Origin of the sequence: Streptomyces sp. NPDC005808 (assembly GCF_042871385.1) — a bacterium.
Classification (GTDB): Bacteria; Actinomycetota; Actinomycetes; order Streptomycetales; family Streptomycetaceae; genus Streptomyces.
In genome coordinates this window covers 122,134-144,016 of record NZ_JBIAIK010000013.1, presented here as the reverse complement: position 1 = coordinate 144,016, position 21,883 = coordinate 122,134, and the positions used below count along the sequence as shown (strand labels likewise).

Sequence of the window (21,883 nt, the reverse complement as noted above, 5' to 3'; positions counted from 1 at the left end):
GGCGACCCGCTCGGGCGACCCGCTCGGGCGACCCGCTCGGGCGACCTGACCGGTTCACTACGGGCTCCACGGACAAGACGAGCAGATGAACCGCCCCATCTCTCCCACCCACAGGCGGAGTTCACGCCCACCAACCTCGAAACACACGATCACGTTCGGAAAGCGAAGCTTTCTGACATCAAATTCCGAGTTTCTTGTCCAGGAATCCGGTAATGGTGCCCATCACCTTTTGCGTGGACCAAGGCAGGCCCGCCTTGGTGTCACCGAGGAATGACATGTCTCCGTGGTTGGCGCCCTTGACGACATAGCGAGTGGCCTCCACTCCCTTGGCCTTGAGAGCGTCGAGAAGGATCAACGACTGGCTGGAAGAGATGATGTGGTCGTCGGATCCCTGGAGCAGGATGAACGGAGCGGAGGATTCGCTCAGGTAGGTGGCTGGGTCGGCTGCCTTGTTCGCGGCAGGGTCCGTTACGACGGTTTTGGTGGAATCGGGACCGAATACGTATGCGTTGATGAAGCTGCCAGGAGCCAAGTAAGCAGCCTTGGTCGCGGAGTCGAAGTCGTCGGCGATCTTCGCCAGGTCGCCGGCGCCGAACTCGTCGACCACGGCCTGGACGTCGCTGCTCCGGTCGAGGTTGTCCCCCGAATCAAACTGCTTCGTCCCGTTGGTCGCACCAGCCATGGCGGCGAGGTACCCGCCGGCCGACTGGCCCCAGACGGCCACCTTGTTCGTGTCGATGCCGTACTCGTCGGCGTGGGCACGCAGGTAGCGGATGGCGGACTTCACGTCGGCGACGCCATCTTTGTAGGTGGAGCCGGTCGTCGTCGTGCGGTACTCGATACTCGCGACCGCGTAACCCTGATCTGCCACGTAGGTGCGTTGGCCGAGGTTGGCCGACTTGTCGTCCATCACGAACCCGCCTCCGGTGATGTAGACCACCAGGGGCTTCTTGCCCGCCGTCTCCGGCACCTGAAGGTCCAGTTTCAGGTCGAGCTTCTTACCGTCGGCCGTGGGTGACGAGTACGTGATGTCCTTGTGCGTCGTCACCTCGGTGTCGGTGCACTGGATCTGCGGGCCGTCCGGAGTGATGACCGTGCTGTTGCTGGTGTCGGCCGGCTTCACCGTTTTCGCCACGGGAATTGCTGCCCCGGCGGGAGGTGCGCTGGATGCCCCGGAGGGAGCGGTACCCGCTTCGCTGGAGGTCACTGGGCAGGCGACGGTCTTTGCCGCGGGGGAGGGGGACGCGGATCCGGCGGCTATTGTGGACGATCCCCCGGACGAGCAGGCCGTCACCCCGAGACCGAGAAGCGTGATCCCTGCGATCACGCTGAGCGTGCTGCGTGCAAACATGGTGAACCTCCTTTAAGTGGAGATGATCTCTCCGTTTAGTTAAGATAGCACCGCCTTGGTCGATGTGCAGTACGGGGATGGCCCGCCCGGGGACAGCTCAGGCCGTGCCGGCGACGGCGTTTCGCCGACGTCGGCGGGAACGCCGACGACGCTGGTGGTGAATCCGGGGCAGCCCGTCCCGGCGGGGCGCGATCCCAGTTCGAGGCCCTGGTTTTGGGTTGGCCCCTGCTCCCGACAACACGGCTCCAGCTGGGCGCCGTCGCCCCAGAAGTGACGGCTCCTCTGCCGCCGCCGGGCTGGTCACGGCCATCATGACCGTCCGCCCGGCTACTCCTTGTTTCCGGAGTGGGGCCATGCGTGGTTTCCGGAGTGGGGCCCTGCGTGCAGACGCTGAAAGGCCCTGCCGTCGGCTCGCTACTCTTGTGCCTGAGCGGGCCGGACGAGTCCCATGACCTGCTCCACCGTCTCGTTGCTGAGACTTGGAGTTGTCAGTGGAGGGTTGTCGGGGCGCTCTCGGAGGCCATTCAGAAGGATCTCGATGTAGCGGCGCCAGATGTCCGGCCGCTTTCCCTGTGTGAACTGGGTGGCGGCGCTCAGCATGTGCTGGATGACCGGGATGTCGGAGGGAGTTACCTCCGCCCGGAGATCTCCGCTCTCCTGGGCTCGGCGGATCAAGGCTCCGAGGAAGGGGAGCATGCCTCCGCGCGCTGTCTCCATGGGTTCGGAGCTGTGGCTGCCCAGCATGATCACTTCATGGAGGCCGCGGTTCTCGGCGAGGTCGGCCGTCATCTCCATGAGGAAGTCGACCAGGCCTTGCCAAGGGTCAGGATGAGCGAGCGCCTTCTCGGCCGACTCCTGCCGCATCGCGAGATCCTGCTCGAACAGGGCACTTACGAGGGCTTCCTTGGTGGGGAAGCGGCGATACATCGTACCGACGCCGACTCCGGCGTGGCGGGCCACGTCGTCGAGCGTGACCCCCAACCCGCGCCGGCCGAAGACCTCGCGTGCGGCCTGCAGGATCCTTTCCCGGTTGAGAGCGGCGTCTCGCCTCAGGGGACGGCCACCATCCGTCGGATTGCTTCCCCGGGAACTCTCAGCCATCTCCACATGGTATCCCCGTTGATCACACCCCAGTTTTTGCGCAGAGGCCTGCGAGAGACCGCTTACGGGGCTGTCGGTGGTCCTTCGCCATGACGCGGGCGGAAGTCACACCTCGGTGCTCCGGCGGTCTCGACAACTGTGCGAAGGGGGAACGCGATGAGCAGCGCAACCGCGACCAGGAGTCCGCTCAACCAGAAAGGCCCGGTATTTCCGCCCGGGGTGCTGAGGGTGGTCGCGGCGATGAGGGGTCCGACGGTGGCGCCGACGTTGAGTGCCGCGGTCGCGTACGAGCCGGCCATGGTGGGGGCTCCTGCGGCCTCGTAGAGGACCCGTGCGATCAGAGTGCTGCCCAGCGCGAACGACAGGGCGCCCTGCACGAACACGAGGGTGAGCAGAGCGACCGGCTTGTCGGCCAGCACGGCCAGAGCCGGCCAGCCGATCAACAGCAGCGGACCGGCGACTGCGATGACCGGGCCGGGGTACTGGTCGGACAGTCGGCCGGCGACGGTGACCCCGGCGAAGGAACCGGCGCCGAAGAGCACCAGGGCGACAGAGATCCACAGTTCACTCAGTCCGGCGGTGTCGGTCACGACGGGGGCGAGGAAGGTGAAGCCGGCGAAGGTTGCCGCGTTCACCAGCGCCCCGAGCGCCATCACCAGGATCAACCTCCGCTCAGCGAGCTGGGCGAGCTCTCCTCGCAAGGCCGGCCCGTCAGTCGCCTCTTCCTTCACGCGCCCCGATGAGATGCCTTTCAGGATGCCGAGAGCCGTGGGCACGCAAAGAGCGGCGACAGCCCAGAATGTGGCCCGCCAGCCGAGCAACGCACCGAGTACCGACCCACCTGGGACACCGGCGACCGTGGCTACCGTCGTGCCCGACAGCAGCACGCCCAGCGCACGCCCCTTCTTGTCGGGCGAGACAAGCGTGGCGGCGGTCGTCAGAGCGACGGCAAGGAACCCTGCGTTCGCGAGGGCGGCGACGACCCGGGTGGCGAACAGGACCGGGAAGCTTGTTGTGAGGGCGCCCACGGCGTGAGCCGCCGCGAAGGTGACGATGAACCCGAGCAGACTGACGCGCCTGGACCAGTTGCGGGCCAGCGCTGCGACAAGCGGGGCGCCAACGACCATGCCGCTGGCGAAGGCCGCGGTCAGAACGCCTGCTGTCCCGACGGTGACATCGAGATCTGATGCGATGTCCGGCAAGAGGCCGGCGAGCATGAACTCCGAGGTGCCCATGGCGAAGACGGCCATGGCAAGCAGATACAACGGGAGAGGCATCGAGTGGCTCCGAGGTGAGGAGAAGTACGAGAAGGTCATCTCGTCACCGCGGTCGGCCCCCGGGGAAACTGTCGTCCCGCCACAGGATGCGGCGCGACGGCAGGGCTATGAGCTCAGTGGTTCAGGGGGCTGACGGCGTGACCGAAAGCCCCCACCGTGTCTGACTCAGGACTCGACATGGCCCGCACGCTACCCGACCGATGCGAGTCGAGGCACCTCGGTTTCACGAGGTTCACCGCGTTCCCAGAACACGGCCCGAATCCGCAGCGAGAAAAAGATCAGGCGGCTGTCGATCCGCCCACGTCCCGTTCGACGTCCTGGTGTGGGGCACTTCGCCCCATCAGGATGCGACAGGACCTGACGAGGGGAACACGTGGATCAGCTGCTGAAGGTCATGAACTTCAACGTCTCAAGTGACGGGATCGGTGCCGGTGAGCACCAGAGCCTCGAGAGCCCGTTCGGCCTCGCCGATGCCGAGAGGCTGTTCGCCTGGGCCGGTGCCACGGCAAGTTGGCCCAGGCGCACCGATCCCGGAGGCAGTCGCGGCCTCGACGACTACTTCACGCGGGACTTCGCACACAACATCGGCGCCGAGATCATGGGTCGTAACAAGTTCGGCCCCCAGCGCGGGCCCTGGCACGACCATGACTGGCGCGGATGGTGGGGCGACGAGCCCCCGTTCCATACCCCGGTGTTCGTCATGACCCACCACGAGCGCCCTTCGATCACGCTCTCGGACACCACGTTCCACTTTGTCGACGGCGACCCGATCACCGTCCTCGAACGGGCGCGGGAGGCGGCACAGGGCAAGGACGTCCGACTCGGCGGCGGGGTCACCACCATCCGGCAGTTCCTTGCCGCCGACCTCGTCGACACCCTGCACGTGGCGGTCGCGCCGGTGAAGCTCGGATCTGGCCTTCGCCTCTGGGATTCCCCCGATGACCTGCTCGACCGGTTCCACCTCGAGGTCGTGCCCAGCACGAGCGGCGTGGCGCACCACCTGTTCTGGCGGAGGTGACACGGGGCACGAAATCGACCAACCCGGCGGCCCTACGCCGTCACAGCACGAGCGGGACACCTGCGAGCCGTCGCCGACGGCAGCGTGATGTGCCTTCGTGGGAGTGCACCGACTTTCTGCTCCCGCGAAGGACACGAGCCGGCCCTAAGCTCCTGCGGACGTGAGTAATTGCGGGACCCTCCGGGGGAGGACGTATGGATCCTCCGGTGGGTCAGGGCCGACGCGTGTCCCTCACGCGTCGAAGCTTGCCCTGCGATCGCTCCAAAGTTTCGGGGTCCACGACGGCAACCTCGACGGAGATGCCGACGCCGTCCTTGATTCCCTGAGCGATTGCTTTCGTGGCGGCCGCATGCTGAGCGGAGCTGCTGCCGGGCCGCGCTTCGACGCGGACCGTCATGTGATCCATCCGTCCCCGCCGGCTGAGTTCGATCTGGAAGTGAGGGGCCACACCAGCTGTGCGCAGCACGATCTCTTCCACCTGGCTGGGGAAGACATTGACACCGCGAAGGATGATCATGTCGTCGCAGCGTCCGGTGATCTTCTCGATACGGCGGAATCCGGGCCGGGCGGTCCCCGGCAACAGCCGAGTCAGGTCCCGTGTGCGGTAGCGGATGATCGGCAGGGCTTCCTTGGTGAGCGAGGTGAAGACCAGTTCACCGCTGTCACCCTCCGCCAGGACCTCATCGGTGAGCGGATCGACGACCTCCGGGTAGAAGTGGTCCTCCCAGACATGCAATCCGTCCTTGGTCTCCACACATTCCTGGGCGACCCCGGGACCGATCACCTCGGACAGCCCGTAGATGTCGACGGCGTGGATGTTCAGGCGCTCTTCGATCTCGCGGCGCATCTGCTCCGTCCAGGGTTCGGCGCCGAAGATGCCGACCCTGAGGGATGTGGAGCGAGGGTCGATGCCTTGGCGCTCGAACTCGTCGAGGAGGGTGAGCATGTACGAGGGTGTGACCATGATGATCTCGGGCTTGAAGTCCTGAATGATCTGCACTTGGCGTGCGGTCATGCCTCCGGAGGCGGGGATCACGGTGCATCCGGCGCGTTCGGCGCCGTAGTGGGCACCGAGGCCTCCGGTGAACAGGCCGTAGCCGTAGGAGATGTGGACTTTGTGACCCGGGCGGCCGCCGGCGGCCCGGATGGACCGGGCGACGACATCGGCCCACATGGCGAGGTCGTTGTCGGTGTAACCGACCACTGTGGGGCGGCCGGTGGTGCCGCTGGAAGCGTGTACGCGACGTACGTCCGACATCGGGACGGCGAACATGCCGAAGGGGTACGTGTCACGCAGGTCGGCCTTGGTGGTGAAGGGGAACCGGGACAGGTCCTCAAGGCTGCGGCAGTCGTCGGGTTTGACCCCGGCCTCGTCGAACTTGTGCCGGTACAGCTCCACGTTGTCGTAGGCGTGCTGCAGCGTCGTGCGCAGTCTGGTGAGCTGGAGAGGCCTGATCTCCTCGCGCGACAGCCGTTCGACGCCATCCAGCAATGCTTTGGGGGGCGGGTCTCCTCGGTGCGCTTTCGAGTGCTCGGGCACGATGACTTCGCTGCTCATTGCGGCTCCTCATGTTGCGTGCTGCGGAGAGTGCGACTCCGTCCGCGGAACTCCGCGATCACGTCGTCGCCGCGCAGGACACTCACGTCGTAGATGCCGCTGCGGCCGAACCGAGTGCGTTCATGTGCCGTGGCCACGAGGACATCACCCTCGTACGCGGGCGCGATGAAGTCGATGTCGGCAGCCGCGGCGACGGTCACGGGACCGTGGCCGTTGCAGGCGCAGGCGAAGGCCGAGTCGGCGAGGAGGAACAGGAAGCCGCCATGGGCAATCCCGTGTCCGTTGACCATGGCGGAGGTCACGGTCATCCGAAGCACGGCAGCCCCGTCGCCGTGCTGCAGCAGCTCGATGCCGAGCCCTCGTGATGCCTCGTCATCGGCGAACATCCTTGTGACGGGATCAGGCGTCGTGCTGTTCACCTGGGTCGTCATTTCCACCACCTTGTGGACCGACCGAACATTCGGTTAGCGTGCGGCAAGTCCAAGTAATCCAGCCAGACTCCTGCCTGTCAAGAGGGGGGCCGTATGCTCCAGCAGAACCCGAAGGATCTTGACTGCTTCGCACGTCACAGCGCACTGCCCGACCAGGCGGCCGCCACGGTCGCATGTCGGGATCACTGGTCTCCGTACCCCGAGTCACCGGGCAAGTCCGGCGACGGGGAAGGCGCTGCGAAGCACGGTGAGGCTGTTTTCCACCGCCGGTTCGGTACCCCGTTCGACAGGCCCGGCCACCCCGGCCAGGCGTGGGCCGCATCCTCCGAGACCTCGCCGTACGCAGTCCCGCTCGGCGTCAGCTACCCCCGCCTGGCGCCTCAAGCCGCCGTGGCCGCCGCGAAAGCCGCTGCCGCGTCCTGGTGCGACGCCACACCCGACACCAGGGCCGGCGGGCACCTCTCGGGAGACGTCACCGGTGGGGTTTTCGTCAACCTGTCGGCTGCCCCTGCCTTCAGTGACTTCCGTCGGCTGCGCCGCCAACCCGGCAGCCGACGCCACCTTGTCCGATCCCGCCTTCGGCGCAGGCCGTTTCGCGACCCTGCAGTCGCGCCGTCCTGCACCTGCCCCTGCTGAGGAGTCCGCCTGATGTCGGATGAGATCTACCTGATCGACGGAGCGCGGACCGCCCTGGGGCGCTACGGCGGCGCCCTGGCCTCCGTGCGCCCCGATGACCTCGCGGCTCTGGTCGTCGGCGAGGCAGTCCGCCGCTCTGCCATTCCGCGTGAGGCCGTGGACGAAGTCGTTCTGGGAGCCGCCAATCAGGCCGGTGAGGACAACAGGGACGTAGCACGCATGGCTGCGCTGCTCGCGGGCCTGCCCCATACCGTGCCCGGCTACACCGTCAACCGCCTGTGCGCTTCGGGCCTGACGGCGGTGGCCTCGGCCGCTCACACGATCCGCGCCGGAGAGGCCGATCTGGTGGTCGCCGGGGGAGTGGAGTCCATGACCCGCGCGCCTTGGGTGATGGAGAAGCCCGGCACCCCATGGGCCAAGCCGGGACAGGTGCACGACACCGCTCTGGGCTGGCGATTCACCAACCCGCGATTCGCCGCCGCGGACCTGGCTGTCGCCGGCGACGCCGGACCGCAGACACCGAAGATCACCCTGTCCATGGGGGAGACCGCTGAAGAGGTAGCGGCTCTGGACGGCATCACCCGTGCCGAGTCGGACGCCTTCGCCCTGCGCAGTCACCACCGAGCTCTTGCGGCGCAGGAGGCAGGCCGCTTCGACCGGGAGATCGTGCCGGTCCTGGTCAAGGACACCACGGTGACCAGGGACGAGGGCCCACGGGCGACAACCACCCTGGAGAAACTGGGGTCCTTGCGCACCATTTTCCGCAAGGACGGCATCGTCACGGCAGGCTCGTCCTCTCCGTTGTCGGACGGCGCTGCCGCACTGGTGCTCGCCGGAGCGGCAGCCGTCGACCGCTACGGACTCACACCGCGGGCGCGGATCATCGGCTCGGCCTCGGCCGGTGTGCAGCCCAACCTCATGGGACTGGGGCCCGTCCCGGCCACCGAGAAGGCACTCGGCCGCGCGGGCTGGGGAATCGGGGACCTCGACGCGATCGAGCTGAACGAGGCCTTCGCCGCTCAGTCACTCGCCGTGATGCGACGGTTGAAGATGGACGAGGAGAAGGTCAACGCCGACGGCGGGGCCATCGCCCTGGGCCACCCACTCGGCTGCTCCGGCGCCCGCATCCTCCTCACCCTGCTCGGTCGGCTGGAGCGAGAGGACGGCCGCCGCGGTCTGGCCACCCTGTGCGTAGGCGTGGGCCAGGGCGTCGCGCTCCTGGTGGAGCGGGTATGACCGCCGACGGTCACCCCTCGTCGTACGACACCTTGCGGGTGGAGGAGGGCACAGACCGGGTCGTCGTCACCCTGCACCGCCCAGAGGCCCGCAACGCCATCAGTGGCCGCATGATCACCGAGCTGCACCAGGTGTGCGAGCAACTGGAACGTGCCCCCAAACTGCTTCTCCTGACCGGACACGGCGGTGTCTTCGCAGGCGGGGCCGACATCGCCGAACTCATCGAGCGAGGCAGGGACGAAGCTCTGCAGGGCATCAACAGCCGACTGTTCGAGCGAGTCCGGAGGCTGCCCATGCCCACGCTCGCCGCGGTCGACGGCTGGGCACTGGGAGGTGGGGCCGAACTGGCCTATGCCTGCGACCTGCGCCTTGCCGGCCCCGATGCTGTGTTCGGCAATCCCGAGCCGGGCCTTGGCATTCTCGCGGCGGCCGGTGCCTGCTGGCGCCTGCCCGAACTGGTCGGTGAGTCCGTCGCCAAGCAGGTCCTGCTCGCCGACCGCAACCTCGACGCCCGGGCAGCTCTCGCTGTCGGCCTGGTCATCGATGTCGTCCCGGCCGAAGAACTGCTGGAGGCAGCCCACGCGCTGCTCGATCGAATGGCGCGCTCATCAGCCACGGCCCTGCGCCTCACGAAGCTCGTCGTGGACTCGCCCGGATCCCACCCCGTGGCCGACGACCTGGCACAGGCCGTGCTGTTCGAGAGCGATGACAAGAAGGACCGCATGACACGTTTTCTCGACAGAAGGAGCCGGACATGACGTCAGCGCCCAGGGCCGTCGGAGTCATCGGGGGCGGACGCATGGGATCGGGGATCGCGCAGTCCTTCGCTGCCGCCGGTTCGGTGGTGACGGTCGTGGAGAGCGGCACGGAGGCTGCCGCCGCGGCGGTGGAGCGGATCGGAGCCGGCCTCACGCGGGCGGAAGAGCGGGGCCACCTCGCCGAGTCGGCAGCGGTTGTGACCCGGCGAGTGACCTTCGTATCGACGGTGGAGGCCCTGCCCCCGGACACCGAACTGGTCGTGGAAGCCGTTCCCGAGGACGTCGCGCTCAAGGCCCGCCTGCTCAAGGCGGCCGAAGAAGCGGTGAGCGACGCGACTGTCCTGGCCACCAACACGAGCTCGCTGTCGGTCACCGACCTTGCCTCCGTCCTCCGCCGCCCCGAACGCTTCCTCGGCATGCACTTCTTCAATCCGGTGCCGGCCTCCGCACTGGTCGAGATCGTGATCGCACCCGACACCGCTCCTCGCACGGTCCGAGCCGCTCTGGAATGGACCAAGGCGCTGGGCAAGCAGGACGTCGTCGTCAAGGATTCCCCTGGCTTCGCCAGCAGCCGTCTCGGCCTGGCCCTGGGCCTGGAGGCCATCCGTATGGTCGAGGAGGGTGTCGCCGCCCCTGAGGCCATCGACGACGCGATGCGGCTCGGCTACAGGCACCCCATGGGACCGCTGCGGCTGACGGACCTGGTCGGGCTCGACGTGCGGCTCGCCATCGCCGAACACCTGCATGCCACACTCGGCGATCGCTTCGCGCCGCCGCAGTTGCTGAGGGAGAAGGTGGCCCGTGGCGAACTCGGGCAGAAGGCCGGACAGGGGTTCTACACATGGTGACCGTCAGGGCGGAGGCGTACTCGAACGTGAGGCCGTAGCGCGGCGGGAGCGACTGGACGGCACAGAGGATCACCGTGCCGCGGTACGTCCATCCCGGCCGGACTTCCCGGCCGGACAGCGGCCGTCCTTTTCCGGGTGCAGTCCCCACCGGTGCTTGCCAGGCCGGGGAGGGGTCACCGTATGATGGACCGAACGAATGGTCGGTAGGTAAGGTGGTGCACATGGCTACAACACATTCCGTCGCGTCCCCCGGTAGTGACACCGAGCCGGACCTGCGGTCCCACTTCGAGTCGACGATCGCGCGGGACCAGCGGATCGAGCCGCGCGACTGGATGCCCGAGGGGTACCGAAAGTCGCTTGTCCGGCAGATCGCCCAGCACGCGCACTCGGAAATCATCGGCATGCAGCCGGAAGGCGAGTGGATCACCAAGGCGCCGTCGCTGCGCCGCAAGGCCATCCTGTTCGCAAAGGTCCAGGACGAAGCAGGCCACGGGCTGTACCTCTACTCCGCTGCCGAGACCCTGGGAGCGGACCGGGCCGACCTGACCCAGCGACTGATCGAGGGCCGCCAGAAGTACTCGTCGATCTTCAACTACCCGACGCCCACTTTCGCGGACGTGGGCGTCATCGGCTGGTTCGTGGACGGTGCGGCGATCTGCAACCAGGTCCCGTTGTGCCGCAGCTCGTACGGTCCCTATGCGCGAGCCATGGTGCGGATCTGCAAGGAGGAGTCGTTCCATCAGCGCCAGGGCTTCGAGCTGCTGATGACGATGATGCGTGGCACGGACGCCCAGCGTGAGATGGTGCAGGACGCCGTCGACCGGTGGTGGTGGCCCTCGCTGATGATGTTCGGCCCCCCGGACGACGATTCGCCCAACTCCGCCCAGTCCATGGCCTGGAAGATCAAGCGGCACAGCAACGACGAACTGCGCCGGCGCTTCGTCGACATGACGGTGCCGCAGGCGGAGAAGCTCGGTGTCACCCTGCCCGACCCCGAACTGCGCTGGAACGACGAACGGGGCCACCACGACTTCGGCACCCCCGACTTCTCCGAACTCAAGCGGGTGATCGCCGGTGACGGCCCGTGCAACACGGAGCGAGTCGAGCGGCGCCGGATCGCACACGATGAAGGCGCCTGGGTACGGGAGGCGGCCACCGCCCATGCGAGTAAGCAGGCCGCCCGAGCACGTGAGGAGGCAGCGGCATGAGCGAAGCGGAGACCGAGAAGCGGGACTGGCCGTTGTACGAGGTGTTCGTCCGGGGCAAGCGCGGACTGAACCATGTGCATGTGGGCTCGCTGCACGCGGCGGACGACCGGATGGCTCTCACCCACGCCCGCGACCTCTACACCCGGCGCAATGAGGGGGTCAGTATCTGGGTCGTGCGCTCGGAGCACATCGCCGCCTCCTCGCGCGATGAGAAGGACCCCTTCTTCGCGCCCAGCGCGGACAAGGTGTACCGCCATCCGACCTTCTACGACATCCCTGACGATGTCCCGCACATCTAGGAGCCGGGGATGAGTGACGATCACGTCTACATGACTCTGGCCGAGGGCCACGACGACAGCGATGCCCGCTGGGCGTTCGGTACCGGGTTCGAAGACCCGCTGCACGGCGTGGACACCTCTGTGCCCGACGGCATCGATGCCGTCGAACTGGCTGCCTCCTGCAGTGCCCTCGGCGACGACACCCTGATCCTGGCGCAACGGCTCGCCGAATGGGTCACCCTGGCACCGGAGTTGGAGGAGGAGGTGGCGCTCGCCAACGTCGGACTCGACCTGCTGGGCCAGGCGCGACTGCTGTACGCCCGCTGCGGCCAGGCCGACGGCACCGGCCGCACCGAGGACGCCTATGCCTACTTCAGGGATGCGGAGGACTTCCGCAACGTCCGCCTGGTCGAACTCCCCAACGGCGACTTCGCGTTCTCCATCGTGCGGCTGTTCGCGTTCTCCAGCTGGCGTCTCGCTCACTTCGCCCGGCTCGTCTCGTCGCCGGATCCCGTACTGTCGGCGATCGCCGACAAGGCCCTGAAGGAACTGGCCTACCACCGACAGTACGCAGCCGAGTGGATGGTGCGCCTGGGAGACGGAACGGAAGAATCCCACCGCCGCATCAACAACGCACTCGCAGACGTTGCCCCCTACTTGCAGGAACTGTTCTCGGCCCACGACGGGCGAAGCGAAGTCCTGGCGGATCTTCAGCAGGTGCTCGACGCCGCCGGCCTCGCCATGCCGCAAACTCCGCCCCTGCCCGGAGGGGGCCGGCACGGTGACCACACCGAACACCTCGCGCCACTCCTTGCCGAACTGCAGAGTGTGGCCCGTGCGCATCCGGACGCGACATGGTGACCGCCCTGTCCGACGTCCGGCGCGCCCGGCGTGTTGCCGAGCAGGTGCCCGACCCCGAACTGCCCATGCTCACCCTGGCTGACCTGGGGGTCCTGCGCGACGTCACCATCACCGGAGACGGCACGGTGGTCGCGAGCCTGACCCCGACGTACTCAGGATGCCCGGCCATGGCGGAGATGCGGGCGGACGTGTCCGCCCGCCTGAGGAAGGCCGGCTTCGAACGGGTGGAGATCCGCACCGTACTGAACCCGCCGTGGACCAGCGACTGGATCACCCCAGCAGGGCGCCGCAAACTCACCGAGTACGACATCGCCCCACCCCTGAGGACACCGCAACGCCCCGCCGGCCCGGTACCGCTGAGCCTCTCACCGATCCGCCACATCGTGCCGTGCCCGCGGTGCGGGTCGGTGGAAACTCAGGAGACATCGCGTTTCGGGTCAACCTCCTGCAAGGCACTGTGGCGTTGCCTCACTTGCCATGAGCCGTTCGAGTACGTCAAGGAGATCTGATGGCAGAGCTGATGGCACCGACTTCCGGTGCCCCCGCGACAAGGGCACGCAGGCGCCGCCCGATGTTCCACACCCTGCGTGTGGCCGGCGTACAACGCCTGTGCGAAGACGCGGTCGCTGTCAGCTTTGAGATCCCCGAGGCCTTGGCACCGGAGTTCCTCTTCGCACCGGGCCAGTCACTCACTCTGCGTCGTGAGATCGACGGACGGGACGAACGCCGCTCGTACTCGATCTGCTCGCCGGCCGGTACACCCCCTCGCATCGGAGTCCGGGAGGTCCCGGGAGGACTGTTCTCCTCCTGGTTGGTCCACGAGGTGAAGCCCGGCGACACCATCGAAGTCATGGCTCCCACAGGTTCCTTCACACCCGACCTCACAGGGCCCGGTCACCACGTACTCATCGCGGCGGGATCCGGGGTCACCCCCATGATGTCCATCGCCGAGTCGGTACTTGCGTCCAACGACCTGTCCAAAGTGACGCTCTTCTACGGAAACCGGCGCACCGACTCAGTCATGTTCGCCGACGAGCTGGCCGACCTGAAGGACACATACCGCACCCGGTTCCAGCTCGCACACGTCCTCTCCCGGGAACCCCGTGAGGCAGACCTGCTCTCCGGCCGCCTGGACGGCCGGCGCCTCGACGCCCTCATCGACGGACTGATCGACGTCGCAAGCGCAGACCACTGGTGGTTGTGCGGCCCCCACGGCATGGTTCGGGACGCCCAGCAGGTACTGGCGAATCTCAACGTGTCCAACGAACGCGTGCACCAGGAGCTGTTCTTCGCCGACGAGCCGGCCCAGGCGATCCGCCGCGAAGAGCCGACGGTCGACGGACCCGTCAGCGAGGTCACCATCACCCTCGACGGCCGTTCCACCACGGCAGGGCTGTCCCGCGGGCGTACGATCCTCGACTCGGCTGCGCGCATCCGTCCAGACCTTCCCTTTGCCTGCAAGGGAGGGGTCTGCGGCACCTGCCGCGCTCGAGTCACGCAGGGCGAGGCGGACATGCGCCGCAACTACGCCCTCGAAACCGCTGAGGTCGATGCCGGATACGTGCTGACGTGCCAGACGTACCCGCTCTCCGAAACGCTGTCTGTCGACTACGACAGCTGACCGCCCCGGTGGACCAACTGGCTCGGGCGGCCGCCAGGCGCTGCCCGTTCTGAGGGCGCATCAGGGGCGCTGAAGGGCCGAGAAGAAGGCAGGGGAAAGCGGGAAATCCAGGGCGCTTTCGCGTTCGTACGCAGCCACCCGGGCGTTCTGTGGTCACTGCTGAGCGATGGCCGTCTCTTCGTGAGCAGCCGTCCGTGCAAGGTCACGCGCGCAGTTCGGAACACTGCTTCTGTGCAAACCAGCAAACGCCGCAAGGGTGGTGAGCCTGCCCGATTGCCCTTCCGTCGCCCCTCCGTCCGTCGTCGACGGAGTGTCACTTTTCTTGCCTGTTCGGGTGCAGACGTGGCCGCGCGGGCCTCTGGCAGCGGTGTCCGGCCCTGTGTGGGCCGAGGAGGCGAAGGCCATCCCCGCGACAGCCAGGGAGTTGAGGGGCGGTAGTAAACGATTGCCCCAGTGATGCTCCTGGGCGGGCAAACTTCTATCCGTTCCATTCCCTTGACACCGGTTGCACGGCTGCCTTTACTTACCAGTCACGAGACGACCAATCGTTCGGTCGGTAGGTCTGGGGCAATGATCGGCCGCAGCCCTGGAAGTCTCTGCCGACATGATGAAAGGCCTAGTCCACTCAGCTGCAGAGTCTCCATCTCCAGCTGGCGGGAGCGGTCCGGGCGCCACCCTGCCTCGGTCTTCCGTCGACTGCTGCTGGCGCCGTCGGTATCACTCACCCAGTGAAATCGACGGAAATCAGTTGCGCAGCGCCCTGCTTGAGTCGGCCGGCTCGGTCCCGCGACACGAGGAGTGTCGGAAAACTGGGCTCAGGCGCAAGCCGGCAGAGCACATCCAGCCGTTGATCGAGGTAGTGACCAGACCGGCCTCGAGCAGTTCGGCAATCGGGCGACTTCATCCCCCACTTCGCTCTGATATCTCCCTCCCCAAGCCCCGATGAACAACTACGGCGGCACCGCTCACCCTGTCAGGAGACAGCAGTGGCCATCGATCGAAACCTACCCGGGACAGTCACGCCAAAGCGGATACGCCCGCTGCGAGTGGCAACAGCAAGCTTCGTCGGAACCGCCATTGAGTGGTACGACTACTTCATCTACGGCATGGCTGCGGCAATTGCATTCGGACCGTTGTTCTTCCCGGGCGTCTCCGAGGCCGCGGGAACGTTGGCTGCCTTCGCCACTTACTCGGTCGGCTTCTTCGCCCGCCCGGTGGGCGGCATCGTCATGGGCCACTTCGGTGACCGCGTCGGCCGCAAGTCCATGCTGGTGATTTCACTGCTGACCATGGGACTTGCCACGGTGGGCATAGGGCTGCTTCCCACCTACGCCACCATCGGCGTCTGGGCGCCGATCCTGCTCGTGACCCTCCGTTTCATCCAGGGCATAGGGGTCGGTGGCGAGTGGGGCGGCGCAGTCCTCATGGCTGTCGAGCATGCCCCGGATCGAAAGAAGGCCTTCTACGGCAGTTTCCCGCAGATGGGCGTGCCCGGGGGCCTCATTGTCGCCAACCTGGTGTTCCTCGGCCTCACGACCAATCTCAGCAATGACGCTTTCCTGGCCTGGGGGTGGCGAGTCCCGTTCCTGGCGAGCGCCGTCATGGTGGTGGCGGGATTGGTGATTCGACTAACCATCGCCGAAAGCCCGGACTTCGAGGCGGTCAAGCAGGCGAAGTCGGAACAGCGCATGCCCATCGTGACGGTGCTGCGAGAACACTGGAAGGAAGTGGCTCTTTCCGCCGGCGCGTTCATCGGAATCAATGCGGTCGGCTACATCTTCATGGCCTACCTGCTGTCGTATACGACTGCCGTGCTCGAACTGAGCCGGAACCGCATCCTTGTCCTCACGCTCATCGCCTCACTTGTGTGGCTCGCGGTCATACCATGGGCCTCCGCTCTCTCCGACCGGCACGGCCGTCGGGTGGTACTCAGGATCGGTTCCATGGGTCTTGTGGTGTGTGCCGTCTTCCTGTTCCCCATGGTCAACACCGCGAACTCTGCCCTGATTCTGCTGGCACTCCTGGTGACGGCGGTATTCATGGGTATCGTCTATGGGCCGATCGCGGCACTGTTCTCGGAACTCTTCAGAGCTGAGATTCGCTATAGCGGGGCCTCTCTCGGCTACCAGTTGGGAGCGATACTGGGTGGCGGCATCGCGCCGACCGTTGCCACAGGCCTCTACACGAGCTGGTCATCCACCACACCTATCGCCCTGTACCTCACGGCGGTGACACTGATCAGCCTCGGCTGTGTGTGGCTGGTTACCCGTAGAACGACTTGACGGTCGGGGTCGGGCAGGAAACACCGCGTCACAGCGCTTGCGTTCGCAACTTTCCCCTTGTGGTATCGGCGCAGACTGACGGTCAGGGCTCCTGAGGTTGATGCCTGTGCGACCGTCGCGCGGCTCGACCGGGCGGTGCCGTCATCGGAATTCGTTTTGTGTCGTGAGGGACGCGCTTTACCGTGGGGCGGTGACGACTCGGATGATCATTCTCAACGGTGGTTCCAGCTCGGGGAAGTCCGGGATCGTACGATGCCTGCAGGCCCAACTGGCTGATCCGTGGCTGGCGTTCGGATGCGACTCGTTCGTCGATGCCTTGCCGGCGAAGATGCGTGCGTCGGACGAGGGAATCGTGTTCGCGTCGGACGGAGAGGTGAGCGTCGGGGCGGACTTCCGGGCGCTGGAGGCAGCCTGGATGAACGGTGTTGTGGCGATGGCCCATGCAGGCGCCAGGGTCATCATCGATGACGTCTTCCTCGGCGGAGGAGCGTCTCAGCAACGGTGGCAGAAGGCACTGGGCGGACTGCCCGTGTTTTGGGTGGGCGTCAGGTGTGACAGCGCGGTCGCCGCAGGCCGTGAGGTCGCACGAGGAGATCGCGTACAGGGGATGGCCGCGGCGCAGGCGGATGTGGTGCACGAAGGGGTGTCCTACGACCTGGAGGTGGACACGACGCACACCGAGTCCCTGACATGTGCGCGAACCATCGCCGCACATGTCAGTTGACCGCCGGATCACTTCGCACACCGTGTCCTCGTCGGCCTGCAACAGCTGGGCCCATCAAGGGCTTCGCTGCCCTGGCTGCTCAACCGGCAAGCTCACAGAGCGGGTTACGAATCGTTCAGGGCGGTTGGACCGGTGCACCGTGAAACACGGTCGCGCGTCCGGCCTACCCGCCGGCGGTGAAGCGGGCTCGCCACAGGTCACGGAGCAACGCGATCTCTGCCATGTGGTGGATGAATTCGAGGTTGGCTCCCGACAGGACGCCGATGAACGGGTCGTCGGGGTCGGAGCCGTACGGGTACTGCGAGAAGCCGACCGTGTCGAGCTGCTCTTCCGTGACGGAGCCGATGCTCTCGCGCCACCGGTCGATCACCGGCCAGAACCGCTCGAGTGTCAGGTCGGCGGACGGGGAGAAGTCGATCATCAGCTTCGGGTCCTGCAGCCGTTCGCCGAAGGCCCACTCCCAGCCGCCCGCGAACTGGTAGTGCAGGTGTCCGAGCCGCCACGCGATGGTCGTGACCGGCGCCGCGTCCGGTTCCGGCGCACCGGTGTGGGTGAGGATCTGCTCGACCCGCTCGACACTCACGCTCCAGTCGTCGGCGATCTTGTCAACGGTCATGCCGCCGGCTGCCTGCCGGGCTACCTCGGCGTACTCGCTCGCCGGGATGTCCGCCGCGCCCAGGTCGAGCACCCACTCGCCCGGCCCGAACGCCCTGGGTGTCGCCGTCTCGCCCCGGCGCCGGAGCGACCAGCAACCGGGCACCGGCTCCCACAGGTACTCCTCGTCACCGAGCCCGGTCAGCCGCACCTGGGCCATCTCCCGGGCCTTGTCGAACTGCTCGAGCAGCAAGCCCAGTCGGTCGGTCCGCGCACCCTCGATGTCCATGCAGATCTTCCCTTGCGGTCGCGTCCGGGACTTCAATGCCCTCAGGCGGAAAATATCGGTTCACCTCACCGGGCGCGAGCGAATTCCTGGTCCGCGAAGCGGTGCGGTACCCCCGCATCGCCGCACGCGGTCTCCAGGTCGCGTCGCTTCAGAGGCGGGGCCGACTCGTGCGCCGGGGAATGTCGACAGAACCGGCGTGACCATGAGACCGCAAACCGCCGAAGACGAGGACGGTGAGAGCGTCGGCGAGGACAGCCACAGGAAGCTCCCCGTCCGGCCGGTACCACTCGATGAGAGAATTTACGGTGCCGAAGACCAGTCGGCTTGCGAGATGGGGATCGATATCGGCACGGATTCCTCCTTCCTGCGCCGCCAGCTCGACCAGCTCGGCAACGCGGTGGTCGAATTCTCGCCGTCGCTTGAGGATTCGCTGTTCAGTGGCACTGTTCCCATGGACCCTCAGGAGCAAGGTGACGTACGGCAGCTCTGCCGCGAGTACTTCGACGCTCCGACGCACGATGTGCTCAAGCCGGGCCGTCGGCCGGAGTTCCGCCTCATCGGGTTCGTCGATGAGGGAAAAAAGGGCATCGAGCGCACGGGTGACGGCAAGATCCAGAATTTCCTCCTTGCCCGAGACATGGTGGTAGATGCTGGACTTGCTCAGGCCCAGGCGTCTGGCCAACTCCTCCATACCGGTGGCGTCGTAGCCGCGCTCGTTGAAAACCTCGACCGCGATCTCAAGAAGAGATTCACGGTCGTAGTTGGGTCGGCTTCGGCGATCCTGATTCCGCGGTGACACGTTATTCACCGGCCCATTGTCGCAACAGGCGCGATCACCGAGGTGCCACGCGGAACAGGCCAGAGGTACGGGCGCTCCGCGACGCGCCAGGACCACAGGGAGTGACGTACGTGAGCCTTCTCTTGATTCAGTTGCCCCGGGTCGTCGCTGATCCTGGGAGGCGTCGCTCCGCCCGGCCCACGTGCCACGGCGTGGACGGGGCACCGTAAGTCGGCTCACTCGGGCTCATCGACGAATCTCAAAAAGTTCGGACGGTGATGTCGAGATCCGGTGACTGGCTTCGTCCCGGCAGTGAACGCGACCAAAATAGTTTGTACCAGCACCGAGGAGTATCACCATGGCCAAGTACTTGCTGCTCAAGCACTACAGCGGCGCTCCGGCGGCGGTCAATGACGTGCCGATGGAGCAGTGGACGCCGGAGGAGATCTCGGCGCACGTGCAGTACATGAACGACTTCGCGGCGCGGCTCGAAGAGACCGGCGAGTTCGTCGACAGTCAGGCGCTCGCCCCCGAGGGGACGTTCGTCCGCTATGACGGCGAGGGTCGCCCGCCGGTCACCGACGGACCGTTCGCCGAGACCAAGGACCTCATCGCCGGCTGGATGGTGATCGACGTCGACAGCTACGAGCGAGCAGTCGAGCTGGCCGGGGAACTGTCGGCCGCCCCCGGAGCGGGCGGAAAGCCGATCCACGAATGGCTCGAGCTGCGCCCGTTCTACGGCGCCTCGCCCACCATCTCGGAGTGTTCTTTCAAGTGAACGAGGTCCTGCTCCGGAGCCTCACGCCCAGCGTGCTCGGCGTCCTCGTCCGGCGAGGAGCGGACTTCGCGGCCGCCGAGGACGCCGTACAGGACGCGCTGGTCGAGGCGGTCCGCGTGTGGCCGGCCGATCCACCGCGGGATGCGAAGGGCTGGCTGGTCACCGTGGCCTGGCGCCGTTTCCTCGACGCGACCCGGGCGGACACCGCCCGCCGCCGACGCGAGGACCGCCTCGACGAGGAACCGGTACCCGGACCCGCGCCCGCGGTGGACGACACGCTCCAGCTCTACTTCCTGTGCGCGCACCCGTCGCTTACGCCGTCCTCCGCGGTCGCACTCACGCTGCGTGCCGTCGGCGGGCTCACCACTCGCCAGATCGCCCAGGCCTACCTGGTGCCCGAGGCGACGATGGCGCAGCGGATCAGCCGGGCCAAGCGCACGGTCTCCGGCGTGCGGTTCGACCAGCCCGGCGACGTCGCCACCGTGCTGCGCGTCCTCTACCTGGTCTTCAACGAGGGCCACTCCGGCGACGTCGACCTCGCCGCCGAGGCCATCCGGCTCACCCGGCAACTCGCGGCCGCCATCGACCACCCCGAGGTCGCGGGGCTGCTCGCCCTCATGCTGCTCCACCACGCCCGCCGCGCCGCCCGGACCGCGCCCGACGGCAGCCTGGTGCCACTCGCCGAGCAGGACCGCGCCCGGTGGGACACCAAGGCGATCGCCGAGGGCGTCGGGATCCTCCAGGCGGCCCTAGCCCGCGACCGGCTGGGCGAGTTCCAGGCCCAGGCCGCCATCGCGGCGCTCCACGCCGACGCGCCCACCGCCGAGGAGACCGACTGGGTGCAGATCGTCGAGTGGTACGACGAGCTCGCACGTCTGACCGACAGCCCGGTCGTCCGACTCAACCGCGCCGTGGCCGTCGGTGAGGCCGACGGACCGCGCGCCGGCCTGGCGGCGCTCGCGACGCTGGACGACTCACTGCCCCGGCACACCGCGGTGGCCGCCTACCTGCACGAACGCGACGGCGACCTGGCCACAGCGGCACGGCTGTATGCCGAGGCCGCTCCCAAGGCGCCCAACCTCGCCGAACGCGACCACCTGACGCGCCAGGCCGCCCGGCTCAACGCCCGCGGGAGTCGCTGACGGGGGCGACCGGAGGCTCAACCACGACGAGCCGGTTGTCGGGGACCTGACCCTGACGCACCCGCACGCCGTGGTCGGCAGCGTCCGCCCGACTACCGGTCAGCCGGCGGCGAGAAGTTGGAGCGTATCGATCACGCGGTTGGAGAAGCCCCACTCGTTGTCGTACCAGGCGACCACCTTGATGTGGCGGCCGTCGACGCGGGTGAGAGCCGAGTCGAAAATGGACGAGGCCGGATTGCCCGTGATGTCGGAGGAGACGAGCGCGTCGTCCGAGTACTCGAGCACGCCGGCGAGCGGCCCCTGCGCCGCCGCGCGGTACGCACCCAGCACGTCCTCGCGCGTCACGTCGCGGGCGACGGTCGTGTTGAGCTCGACGATCGATCCCACCGGAACCGGCACGCGGATCGAGTCGCCCGACAGCTTGCCCTCAAGGTTCGGCAGCACGAGGCCGATCGCCTTGGCGGCGCCCGTCGTGGTCGGCACGATGTTGACCGCGGCGGCGCGGGCGCGGCGGGCGTCGCGGTGCGGACCGTCCTGCAGGTTCTGTTCCTGTGTATAGGCGTGCACCGTCGTCATGAAGCCGTGCTCGATACCGGCAAGATCGTCGAGCACCGCGGCCAGAGGCGCAAGCGCGTTGGTCGTGCACGAGGCGTTCGAGACGATCGTGTGCAGGGCCGGATCGTACGCGTCGGTGTTGACCCCGAACGCGAGGGTGACATCCGCTCCGTCCGCAGGCGCGCTGATGAGTACCCTCTTCGCGCCCGCGTCGATGTGGGAGCGGGCAGCCTTGGCCGACGTGAAGCGGCCGGTCGCCTCGAGCACGATGTCGACGCCGAGCTCGGCCCATGGCAGCTGCGCAGGTTCGCGCTCGGCGAGAACGGTGATGCGACGGCCGTCGACGACGAGGGCGTCCCCATCGACGTCCACCGGGCGCCCGAGCCGGCCCGATGTCGAGTCGTAGGCCAGCAGCCGCGCAAGGGCGGCGGGCTCCGTGAGGTCGTTGACGGCGACGACCTCCAGGTCGCTGTCGCGTTCGAGCAGTGCGCGCAGCACGTTGCGTCCGATGCGGCCGAATCCGTTGATGGCAATGCGAGTCATGAGTGGTGTCCCTTCT

21 protein-coding genes are annotated in these 21,883 nt (G+C 67.1%); 13 read left to right on the top strand and 8 right to left on the bottom strand.

The window, feature by feature from the left end:
- Positions 1 to 178 precede the first annotated feature (178 nt).
- From ACFYPC_RS26795 to ACFYPC_RS26785, 3 genes are all read right to left on the bottom strand, one after another.
- Positions 179 to 1,135, bottom strand: a complete 957-nt coding sequence (locus ACFYPC_RS26795) for a prolyl oligopeptidase family serine peptidase (RefSeq protein WP_388681005.1) — start codon at positions 1,133 to 1,135, stop codon at positions 179 to 181.
- A gap of 630 nt (positions 1,136 to 1,765) precedes the next feature.
- Positions 1,766 to 2,452 (bottom strand): TetR/AcrR family transcriptional regulator, encoded by a 687-nt coding sequence (locus ACFYPC_RS26790; protein WP_388681001.1) that lies wholly within the window; start codon positions 2,450 to 2,452, stop codon positions 1,766 to 1,768.
- A gap of 62 nt (positions 2,453 to 2,514) precedes the next feature.
- Positions 2,515 to 3,729 (bottom strand): Cmx/CmrA family chloramphenicol efflux MFS transporter, encoded by a 1,215-nt coding sequence (locus ACFYPC_RS26785; protein WP_388680998.1) that lies wholly within the window; start codon positions 3,727 to 3,729, stop codon positions 2,515 to 2,517.
- Positions 3,730 to 4,102: 373 nt separating this feature from the next.
- On the opposite strand from ACFYPC_RS26785, the gene ACFYPC_RS26780 reads away from it, so the two are divergent.
- On the top strand, positions 4,103 to 4,747 hold the full coding sequence (locus tag ACFYPC_RS26780; RefSeq protein ID WP_388680995.1) for a dihydrofolate reductase family protein: 645 nt from the start codon (positions 4,103 to 4,105) through the stop codon (positions 4,745 to 4,747).
- 211 nt (positions 4,748 to 4,958) lie between these two features.
- Here ACFYPC_RS26780 and paaK read toward each other — a convergent pair whose 3' ends face one another.
- Positions 4,959 to 6,305 carry a phenylacetate--CoA ligase PaaK gene (gene paaK, locus ACFYPC_RS26775; protein ID WP_388680992.1) on the bottom strand — a complete coding sequence of 449 codons (1,347 nt, stop codon included), beginning with the start codon at positions 6,303 to 6,305 and terminating at the stop codon, positions 4,959 to 4,961.
- The gene (gene paaI / locus ACFYPC_RS26770; RefSeq protein WP_388680989.1) at positions 6,302 to 6,736 is read right to left on the bottom strand and encodes a hydroxyphenylacetyl-CoA thioesterase PaaI; all 435 of its coding nucleotides are present in this window, start codon (positions 6,734 to 6,736) and stop codon (positions 6,302 to 6,304) included. Before paaI ends, paaK begins: the two co-directional genes overlap by 4 nt.
- Positions 6,737 to 7,384: 648 nt before the next feature.
- On the opposite strand from paaI, the gene ACFYPC_RS26765 reads away from it, so the two are divergent.
- The 10 genes from ACFYPC_RS26765 (at position 7,385) to cpt (ending at position 17,188) form a co-directional block, all read left to right on the top strand.
- On the top strand, positions 7,385 to 8,608 hold the full coding sequence (locus ACFYPC_RS26765) for a thiolase family protein (RefSeq protein WP_388680987.1): 1,224 nt from the start codon (positions 7,385 to 7,387) through the stop codon (positions 8,606 to 8,608).
- Positions 8,605 to 9,366, top strand: coding sequence for an enoyl-CoA hydratase/isomerase family protein (locus tag ACFYPC_RS26760; RefSeq protein ID WP_388680985.1), 762 nt, complete (start codon positions 8,605 to 8,607; stop codon positions 9,364 to 9,366). The genes ACFYPC_RS26765 and ACFYPC_RS26760 overlap by 4 nt, the downstream gene beginning before the upstream one ends.
- Positions 9,363 to 10,214, top strand: a complete 852-nt coding sequence (locus ACFYPC_RS26755; RefSeq protein ID WP_388680982.1) for a 3-hydroxyacyl-CoA dehydrogenase family protein — start codon at positions 9,363 to 9,365, stop codon at positions 10,212 to 10,214. The genes ACFYPC_RS26760 and ACFYPC_RS26755 overlap by 4 nt, the downstream gene beginning before the upstream one ends.
- A gap of 221 nt (positions 10,215 to 10,435) precedes the next feature.
- Positions 10,436 to 11,422: a 1,2-phenylacetyl-CoA epoxidase subunit PaaA gene (paaA, locus tag ACFYPC_RS26750; RefSeq protein ID WP_388680980.1), complete on the top strand. Its 987-nt coding sequence runs from the start codon at positions 10,436 to 10,438 to the stop codon at positions 11,420 to 11,422.
- On the top strand, positions 11,419 to 11,721 hold the full coding sequence (paaB, locus tag ACFYPC_RS26745) for a 1,2-phenylacetyl-CoA epoxidase subunit PaaB (RefSeq protein WP_388680978.1): 303 nt from the start codon (positions 11,419 to 11,421) through the stop codon (positions 11,719 to 11,721). The genes paaA and paaB overlap by 4 nt, the downstream gene beginning before the upstream one ends.
- Positions 11,722 to 11,730: 9 nt before the next feature.
- Positions 11,731 to 12,561, top strand: coding sequence for a 1,2-phenylacetyl-CoA epoxidase subunit PaaC (gene paaC, locus ACFYPC_RS26740; RefSeq protein WP_388680976.1), 831 nt, complete (start codon positions 11,731 to 11,733; stop codon positions 12,559 to 12,561).
- Entirely contained in the window at positions 12,555 to 13,070 is a 516-nt protein-coding gene (gene paaD / locus ACFYPC_RS26735) for a 1,2-phenylacetyl-CoA epoxidase subunit PaaD (protein ID WP_388680973.1), read from the top strand. Before paaC ends, paaD begins: the two co-directional genes overlap by 7 nt.
- Before the next feature lie 11 nt (positions 13,071 to 13,081).
- Complete coding sequence (gene paaE / locus ACFYPC_RS26730) at positions 13,082 to 14,182, top strand: 1,2-phenylacetyl-CoA epoxidase subunit PaaE (protein WP_388681252.1); 1,101 nt, start codon at positions 13,082 to 13,084, stop codon at positions 14,180 to 14,182.
- A 986-nt stretch (positions 14,183 to 15,168) separates the two neighbouring features.
- A complete protein-coding gene (locus tag ACFYPC_RS26725) occupies positions 15,169 to 16,464 on the top strand; it encodes an MFS transporter (protein WP_388680971.1) in 1,296 nt (431 codons plus the stop codon).
- A gap of 190 nt (positions 16,465 to 16,654) precedes the next feature.
- Positions 16,655 to 17,188 (top strand): chloramphenicol phosphotransferase CPT, encoded by a 534-nt coding sequence (gene cpt / locus ACFYPC_RS26720; protein WP_388680968.1) that lies wholly within the window; start codon positions 16,655 to 16,657, stop codon positions 17,186 to 17,188.
- A gap of 163 nt (positions 17,189 to 17,351) precedes the next feature.
- On the opposite strand, the gene ACFYPC_RS26715 is transcribed toward cpt, so the two are convergent.
- Together ACFYPC_RS26715 and ACFYPC_RS26710 are read right to left on the bottom strand one after the other, a co-directional pair.
- Positions 17,352 to 18,071, bottom strand: coding sequence for a DinB family protein (locus tag ACFYPC_RS26715; RefSeq protein ID WP_388680966.1), 720 nt, complete (start codon positions 18,069 to 18,071; stop codon positions 17,352 to 17,354).
- Positions 18,072 to 18,219: 148 nt separating this feature from the next.
- On the bottom strand, positions 18,220 to 18,870 hold the full coding sequence (locus ACFYPC_RS26710; RefSeq protein ID WP_388681250.1) for a TetR/AcrR family transcriptional regulator: 651 nt from the start codon (positions 18,868 to 18,870) through the stop codon (positions 18,220 to 18,222).
- 337 nt (positions 18,871 to 19,207) lie between these two features.
- Between ACFYPC_RS26710 and ACFYPC_RS26705 the strand changes: the two genes are divergently transcribed.
- Positions 19,208 to 19,627, top strand: a complete 420-nt coding sequence (locus tag ACFYPC_RS26705; protein ID WP_388680963.1) for a YciI family protein — start codon at positions 19,208 to 19,210, stop codon at positions 19,625 to 19,627.
- Positions 19,624 to 20,769, top strand: a complete 1,146-nt coding sequence (locus ACFYPC_RS26700) for an RNA polymerase sigma factor (RefSeq protein ID WP_388681247.1) — start codon at positions 19,624 to 19,626, stop codon at positions 20,767 to 20,769. The genes ACFYPC_RS26705 and ACFYPC_RS26700 overlap by 4 nt, the downstream gene beginning before the upstream one ends.
- 99 nt (positions 20,770 to 20,868) lie before the next feature.
- Here the strand turns inward: ACFYPC_RS26700 and gap are convergent, their stop codons facing one another.
- A complete protein-coding gene (gap, locus tag ACFYPC_RS26695; protein WP_388680961.1) occupies positions 20,869 to 21,867 on the bottom strand; it encodes a type I glyceraldehyde-3-phosphate dehydrogenase in 999 nt (332 codons plus the stop codon).
- Positions 21,868 to 21,883: the final 16 nt, after the last annotated feature.